Here is a 7,938-nt window from a genome sequence, read left to right as displayed (position 1 = left end):
ATATATTAGCTATAGACTCATTTCTAATAGAGTTTAAAAAAACATCACTCATCGATTGTTTAATATCATAAGCCATAAATATAGGGTATCTACCATTTGTGTGTCTAGATCTACACAAATCATTAAATACCATTCTCTCTGGCTTTGTGAAGTAATGTAACTCATCTACAAAAATAGCATCATAGCCTTCTTCTTCGCATATTCTATTCCAAATGTGCGAGTGTAAATAATTACTTAAGTCTGCAATCATTTGATCCATACTTAATGCATTCAGTTCCTTCAGTTTGTCTCTATATACATTGTGTAAGTTCAATAGTAATAGTCTATCTTCTTTGGTAACTAGTTCCATTTGCCATGTTTCACGATTCCCTTTTAAATAATCCTTAGAATTCTCAGATCCTAAGAAAATATTTTCAGCATCTAGTATGCAAGCAAACTCGTTTAAAATTTCTATACAAATAAAATGTCTATGTTCTGTATTGAATATTTTTTCTTGTAGTTTAGAAGAACATTTGTTTATTATTGAAGTGCGAAACCTTAAGTCTTTGGTAGTTTCTTCGATGAGATCGTTAACTATTTCATATTGATTTTCTCGACCTTCTTTACCATCGGTTGAAATTGGGAATATATTTTTGTGATTGTAATTTAATATTTCTTGAGCTAAATCATATAATGAGCATACTTTAATATTAATGTTTTTAAATTTCCTGATATTCCCCTCTTTATCTAGAGATAAAATCATATTGTTTACTAAGTCACTAGTTGAATGACTATGTGTAAGAAATAAAAACCTTTTCCTCACGTCTAGTTTTTCAAATGAATAACTATCTCTAATTATTTTTATTACCATCGAAATGGTTTTTCCAGTTCCTGCAGCTCCTCTTAGGCGAACAGGGTCATTATAATTCTTATCAACAAAATCTCTTTGCTCAGTCGTTAACTTGTTATCATACCATTGTTGAAAAGAATAATTATAGTAAAGATTGTCATTTATCTGTTCAGTAAGCTCAATGCCGAAGTTTATTTCATTATCTTTATTTTCTTCGTCAGGATATGTAGATTTTGCGATAGCTATATTGACACCACTGATTGCATCTACAAATACCTCATCTTCAGTTAATTCATCAGGATTACGTGGGAATTTTTCCGTGGCGTTATACAGATAAATATTTTTAGTATCCATGGGATACATATTAAAATACAACCTAAGTGAATCCTCTGCATTTCTCTGTGTGGCGAAAAAAGATATGATATTCCCTTCTGTATACTTTCCCCAATGACGTCCGCTGGTGCTATTTTTATTGAAGTGACGTACTGAAAATGATAGGCACCTTTCAAAGGCATAGATTAAATCTTTTCCTGTTAATCCCCAGAAAGGAAATTCCTCTCCAGTTTTAATGACAAGATATCTGCTATCTACGCTTGCTTTTTTTGATAATATATAGTCAAAGCCATTGAGCTTGAGAGAACATAAGTTGTTTCTATATGAAGGTGGGATTTTAAGGTCATTAAACCACTCTTCATTTATTATTGCGCGTTCAAGAAGATTGATCGCTCCCTCATCCAAGACAATAATGTTATTTCTCATATTTACCTTCAATTTTTTCAATTAACAAATTTATTGACTCTTCTCTGTCACTTTCATAGTTTTCTGGCATTCCTATCCGAGAGAAAAGGGAAGCAAAACTTTGAGAGATACTATACCGTAAATAATCACTCAATCTACCAATGCGAACGAGGCTAGTAAAATCTGAATGGTTTGATAACCTCGCATCGATCTCCTGAGTGTAAACGTTTTTTCTGTGAACCGGCCTTATCATTCTGAGTTTTAAAATCCCACACTCATCAAATAAAGAGTCAATCATTGGCAATACAAAAAACTCCTCTTTGGGTTTATTAACTGCCTCTCTTAACTCACTAATTATATTTTTAAACTTAGAGCCCTTAATCTCTTTTATTTTAATGAAGTTATCTATCGTTTCTTCACATCTTGAAGCTTCGTCTAATTTGATGGCATTTTCAATATGTTGAGTGCGCTCGATTATAGATAAATCAGCTAAAATATCATTGTAATTATTTTTTCTTAGCCATTCTCTGATGTCTGATTCTTTTAATTCGTTGCACCCATTTTTTTTATGCACTTCCAGCTCATTTATTAGCTTATGTAGTGACTTCGCTACTTCTGTTCGAATCTTCTCAAAATATGTAGGAATCCATACTTTCTCCAAATAACATGTGCTTGAGACAATAGGAAGAAAAGTGAGGTAGTTTACATTTCTAGATGGATTGGCTAAGTCACAATCTGCTGTAATCAACATGGCAAATCGTTCGTCAAACTTAAATGGTGAGTCAGTACGATTGTTTACCCTAAAGACATCTCCTTGTAAAATCCCATTGTAATTTTTAAAATCTTTATAAAAATATTCCATATTTCATAACCTTAAATGTAAAGATAGTTGTAGCGGCTATGTAAACTCTACCCTTTTTGCGCATGTGTGACTAGCGGCAACTCCTTTTTGCCAGAATCCCCTGTAGCATAGTCCTACAAGGGCTATGAGCCACGCTAGTCATCTTCAGATAGAGGTTCTCTTATGTCAGTTGAGGCTGTCTGATGGTGATCCGTTCTCCACGAATAAATAAACTTCCAAAAATTGGCAACTTCCGCTTTTGGCACAAAGCCGTCTATCAGGTTAGGCTCAATCATCAAACCATTTCTATCAGTCAACTGCTAAGGATGATCTTTGGGGGTTAGTGAACCTTAATGGATAAGTATGGATGAGTAATTATTTGGTAAAACTGATGTTTCTATTGTGGCTAGAGAGATCATGTATAGGAATGTGTATAAAAAATCGCTAGAGATAATATAAAAATACTAATTATCATGTAATTATATTAATTTCAGTACTCCTGTGATCCCCCCTAAATTTCACCAGCATCTTGGCTGTTCCTAAGCAACAGCATCACCTGGTAATTACGGGTCGTTAACGGGAATGGATTCGCAAAATAGAGTGTTTTCCTGGCTTCGACTCTTCTCACCTGCTGGCGATAGCTCACAGTTCAGCTTCACCCGGTCGTTTCTTGAATAGCCAGAGAAAACCCCGCCAAGGCGCTGACTGCTGTAAATGCTAATTTCTTGTCCCTGATGGTCGGTTGTTGTCAGCGTCCAGTGAGTCAGGCGATCTTGTGGTCCTACGGGAATAAACACATGCCAATTACCCTGCGGTGCCATTGAAAAATGCCCGTTGCTGTCGGTTTGCTCCGTGGCGATTTGGCGGTCGAATTCAGTTAACGAAACTGCTACCCCGGCCAGCGGCTTTCCAGCGTTAGTCAACGTGCCCTCAATCTGCGGGGTGGGGTAATCATGGTAAACGCAGCCGCTAAGCAACCATGGCAGAGCAAAGATGGCCAGGCTTGTGATGCGGAATGTGGTAACTGACATGGCGCGAATCCTTTTGCGTTCTGATATTTTTCTGTTGCGTGGTAGCAGTATACGCGGGCGACACAATGCACGAAACAGACTCATGCGGCGATGGAAAAGTGCGCGTTGAGTGCCGTTTTGAACAAGAAACACTATGGCTGCCCCAAGGGACTATGGCGAACCGTTATCAAGTCACTCCCCAGGCTATTACGCAACACATCAAAGCGAATCAGCGATGAAAGTTTGGATGCGCAGGCAGCCAGGCACTATATTGATATATTCAATGCCGAATAACAGGCGTGGTGGAAACAGGGCGGGTATATCCGTCATACTTGCTAGTTGCATGTGTGTCGGCTTTCCTCGCTCAGAAAGTATTATCTGCCAAATGACGCAGGATGATACGCAAGATAGTACATCTTTCACGCCAACCAGAAATATCCTGACACTGAAGGCCAGAGATGTTGATGCTTTGAGGATGTAGGTTCAGAGATGAAACAATAAGGTCGTCCTGCTGTGAGCATACCGGGTATTCTGTCCAAAGGTACTGGTCAACGGAAACATTTATAGTGCGATGGACGCGCGCTTCTCAAGATTTTTCAATCGTTCTGGCCAAATAGCTGGACAATACGCAACAAGAGGAAAAGTATGCTAATCCCCCCTTCACGTGGTCGTGTCTTTGCTCTGGCGCTGAGTTTACTTGCCGCGAGTGTTGGTATGGCGCAAGCAGCCGATACGGTGCGCGTTGGCTCTAAAATTGATACCGAAGGCTCATTGCTCGGTAACATCATCGTACAGGTGCTGGAATCTAACGGCATCAAAACCACCAATAAGTTACAGCTTGGCGCCACCAAAGTGTTGCGCGGCGCGATCACTGCCGGTGAAATTGATATCTATCCGGAATACACCGGCAACGGTGCGTTTTTCTTTGCTGATGAAAAAGACCCGGCATGGAGAAATGCTCAGGCCGGTTTTGAGAAAGTGAAAAAGCTGGATTATGACAAGAACAAAATTGTCTGGTTGGATGCCGCGCCGGCCAATAACACCTGGACCATTGCTATCCGTCAGGACCTGGCGGATGCCAATCATCTGAAAACAATGGCCGATCTGGGCAAGTGGATCAACGCTGGCGGCAAGTTCAAGCTGGCGGCATCAGCTGAATTCATCGAGCGTTCGGATGCCCTACCCGCGTTCCAGAATGCCTACGGCTTTAAGCTGAACCAGGATCAGTTGCTGTCGTTGGCCGGTGGTGATACTGCGGTGACCATCAAGGCGGCGGCGGAGCAAACCTCCGGTGTGAACGCGGCGATGGCCTACGGGACCGACGGCCCGGTAGCAGCGCTGGGGCTGCAAACGCTGGAAGATCCAAAGGGAGTGCAGCCGATTTACGCGCCAGCACCGATTATTCGTGAAGCAACGCTGAAACAGCATGCCAACATCGCTGAATTACTAAAACCGGTATTCGCCTCATTGGACGGCCCGACGCTGCAAAAACTCAATGCGCAGATCGCGGTGGAAGGTCAGGACGCCAAACAGGTTGCGGCGGCTTACCTTAAAGAGAAAGGTTTGGTGAAGGGATAACATCTCTGGCCCCCAATGGGGGCCGACATGGAGCCGGAGAGTTTCTTTGATTATTGCCGTAAAAAATCGCGTATTACTGACACTGCTTATTCTGTTGCTGCTGGCTGCATTTGGGCTGCCGTTTCTCAGTTATGCCCCCAATCGCCTGTTATCGGGCAAGAGTATTTCCCTGATTTCCCTATTGCACGGTCCGCCGCTGTGGCTGTTGGCGCCCTTGTTGCTACTGGCGGCTCTCAGCCTATTGGCACCGCTCAGGCGCAATGCGTTATTAACCGTGCTGGCGGCTTCGACGCTGCTGACACTCACCCTGTGGATAAGCGGCCATGCCGCCCTGCAGTTGGCACAACAAGGTTCCAAACTGGCGCGCACCTCCTGGGGGAGCGGTTGTTGGCTGATGCTAGCGCTGAGCCTGCTGATGGCTGCCGACGCCATCACTCGCATTACCTCCTCCCATTTATGGCGTATGCTCAGCAACCTGTTGGTGATATTGCCTGCACTGGTGCTGTTGTTCAGCCATCAGTTGGATCAACTCTCATTGTTGAAAGAGTATTACAACCGGCAAGATGTGTTTGATGCCGCGCTGTTACAGCACTTGACGATCCTATTGGCGACGCTGGTGCCGACATTATTGATTGGTGTGCCGCTCGGGGTGTTGTGTTTTCGCTCTGCACGCTGGCAGAGGCCTATATTCTCCACACTGAATATTATCCAGACAGTTCCGTCGATTGCCTTGTTTGGCCTGTTGATCGCGCCTTTGGCGGGTTTGGCGAAAGCATTTCCTTGGCTGGCAGAACATGGCGTCAGTGGCATTGGTATGGCACCGGCAATTTTTGCGTTGGTGCTGTACGCCCTGCTGCCGCTGGTACGCAGTGTTGTCGCTGGGTTGCAAACTGTGCCAGCCAGCGTGATCGAATCCGCCTGTGGCATGGGGATGACGCGTGGGCAGGTTTTCTTCTGCGTACAGTTACCGCTGGCGTTGCCGTTGTTCCTGACCGGCGTGCGTATTCTTGCGGTGCAGACCGTCGGCATGGCGGTGGTCGCGGCGCTGATTGGTGCCGGAGGTTTTGGCGCTATTGTGTTCCAGGGCCTGCTCAGTAGCGCACTGGATTTGGTGCTGCTGGGGGTTATTCCGGTGATCGTGATGGCGGTAATCGTCGATTCACTGTTCAAGTTTATGGTTTCAATTTTGGAAGTGTCACGCCGATGATTCAGTTTAATCAGGTCAGCAAGATTTTTCAGGGTAAGCCCGCAGTGGACGATCTTACATTGCAGATTGCCAAGGGTGAATTTGCCGTACTGATCGGCACCTCTGGTTCAGGCAAGTCCACAACGTTAAAAATGATCAACCGACTGATCGAACACGATCAGGGGAAAATTTACTTTGCCGGTGAAGAGATCCAGAAATTTAAACCGCAGGATCTGCGCCGCCGAATGGGTTATGCGATCCAGTCGGTTGGTCTGTTTCCGCATTGGACAGTGGAGGAAAATATTGCCACGGTGCCACAACTGCTGAAATGGCCACGCGCGCGAATTCGCGATCGGGTGACTGAATTACTGGAGCTGTTACATCTGGAAGCGGATTTGTTCCGTCATCGTTATCCGTACCAGCTTTCCGGTGGGCAGCAGCAGCGGGTTGGGGTTGCACGCGCATTGGCTGCTGACCCAGAGGTGTTGTTGATGGACGAGCCCTTTGGTGCACTTGATCCGGTGACACGTGCGGCGTTGCAAACCGAGATTTCACGTATTCATCATCTCTCCGGGCGCACCATTGTGTTGGTGACGCACGACATTGACGAAGCATTGGCCCTAGCGGACCGTATCGTGTTGCTCGACCAGGGCCGCATCGTGCAGCAGGGCACACCGCTGGAGCTATTAACCGTACCGGCCAACGATTTTGTGCGTGATTTCTTTGGCCGCAGCGATCGCGGTATCAAACTCTTGTCGTTAAGCACCGTGGCTAAGCGGGTACGCCCTGGCCATGCGGAAGGGGAACCCATCACCGCCGCCATGAGTCTGCGCGAAGCACTGTCGGTGTTTGTGGCCCGGGGCTGTGAATGCTTACCGGTGATTGGCGAACAAGGCGAGGCGCTTGGCGTGTTGTATTTCAGTGATTTGATTAGCCAAAAGGTATTGTCATGAGCCTGTCACCGGTCTTGCGCTGGCTACGCGATCCACTGCCCTGGACCTTTGCCCTGCTGCTGGCATTGGTGTTTGGCATGAATCATCTACAGGGTCTGTTTGCCGCCTGGTTCCCGGATCTGGATCGGCCTGTATATCAGCAAGACAGCTTTATCTCACTAGTATGGGCACACCTGTTGTTAGTGGCGGTCTCCAGCATGATTGCTGTGGTGATTGGTGTGGCCGCTGGGGTTGGCGTGACGCGCCGTGCAGGTAAAGAGTTCCGTTCGCTGGTGGAAACGGTTGTGGCGGTTGGCCAGACCTTTCCGCCGATTGCGGTGTTAGCAGTCGCGGTACCGGTTATGGGGTTTAGCGAAAAACCGGCAATTATTGCGCTGGTACTGTACGGTTTGTTGCCAATCCTGCAGGGTACGCTGGCGGGCATTGAATCGGTACCCAGTGCCATCCGCGAAATTGCGCAAGGGGTCGGAATGAGTGCTAGGCAGATCCTGTGGCGTGTTGAACTCCCCCTGGCGGCTCCGGTGATTGTTGCCGGTATCCGCACTTCGGTGATCATTAATATCGGCACGGCGGCGATCGCCTCCACCGTTGGCACTAAAACGCTTGGTTCGCCGATTATTATTGGCCTTAGCGGCTTTAATACTGCCTATGTGATCCAGGGTGCCGTGGTGGTAGCCCTATTGGCGATCATCACCGATATGCTGTTTGAGCGCTGGGTGCGGCATCTCACCGCCTGGTGTCAACAGACTCTAACGGTTTCTGCTGCCGAGTAAGGAAAACCTGATGCAGGTATCTTTGCCAAT

Annotated in this window: 7 protein-coding genes and 1 pseudogene; 5 read left to right on the top strand and 3 right to left on the bottom strand. The window is 46.1% G+C overall.

Annotated features, from left to right (window positions below; all coding sequences use genetic code 11):
• The 3 genes from AC2A06_RS09215 to AC2A06_RS09205 form a co-directional block, all read right to left on the bottom strand.
• Positions 1-1,588, bottom strand: a 1,588-nt coding sequence (locus tag AC2A06_RS09215; protein WP_484380078.1) for a UvrD-helicase domain-containing protein, incomplete at its 3' end; no start/stop codon positions are given.
• Complete coding sequence (locus AC2A06_RS09210) at positions 1,578-2,429, bottom strand: hypothetical protein (RefSeq protein WP_103941828.1); 852 nt, start codon at positions 2,427-2,429, stop codon at positions 1,578-1,580. The genes AC2A06_RS09215 and AC2A06_RS09210, both read right to left, overlap by 11 nt.
• A gap of 542 nt (positions 2,430-2,971) precedes the next feature.
• A complete protein-coding gene (locus AC2A06_RS09205; RefSeq protein WP_484380077.1) occupies positions 2,972-3,439 on the bottom strand; it encodes a DUF6795 domain-containing protein in 468 nt (155 codons plus the stop codon).
• A 65-nt stretch (positions 3,440-3,504) separates the two neighbouring features.
• Between AC2A06_RS09205 and AC2A06_RS09200 the strand changes: the two are divergent.
• The 5 genes and pseudogenes from AC2A06_RS09200 to AC2A06_RS09180 all read left to right on the top strand — a co-directional run.
• Positions 3,505-3,645 (top strand): annotated as a pseudogene (locus AC2A06_RS09200) (hypothetical protein); the annotation flags it as partial.
• A 418-nt stretch (positions 3,646-4,063) separates the two neighbouring features.
• Positions 4,064-4,996 carry a glycine betaine ABC transporter substrate-binding protein OsmF gene (gene osmF, locus AC2A06_RS09195; protein WP_484380076.1) on the top strand — a complete coding sequence of 311 codons (933 nt, stop codon included), beginning with the start codon at positions 4,064-4,066 and terminating at the stop codon, positions 4,994-4,996.
• 46 nt (positions 4,997-5,042) lie between these two features.
• Positions 5,043-6,203, top strand: coding sequence for an ABC transporter permease (locus tag AC2A06_RS09190; RefSeq protein ID WP_484380075.1), 1,161 nt, complete (start codon positions 5,043-5,045; stop codon positions 6,201-6,203).
• Positions 6,200-7,135 carry an ABC transporter ATP-binding protein gene (locus AC2A06_RS09185; RefSeq protein WP_484380074.1) on the top strand — a complete coding sequence of 312 codons (936 nt, stop codon included), beginning with the start codon at positions 6,200-6,202 and terminating at the stop codon, positions 7,133-7,135. Before AC2A06_RS09190 ends, AC2A06_RS09185 begins: the two co-directional genes overlap by 4 nt.
• Positions 7,132-7,908 carry an ABC transporter permease gene (locus AC2A06_RS09180; protein ID WP_484380073.1) on the top strand — a complete coding sequence of 259 codons (777 nt, stop codon included), beginning with the start codon at positions 7,132-7,134 and terminating at the stop codon, positions 7,906-7,908. Before AC2A06_RS09185 ends, AC2A06_RS09180 begins: the two co-directional genes overlap by 4 nt.
• The last annotated feature ends 30 nt before the right edge of the window (positions 7,909-7,938 follow it).

It is taken from the genome of Serratia sp. HNCC26DJ244 (genome assembly GCF_057180565.1).
This window is presented reverse-complemented; position numbering and strand designations above follow the sequence as displayed.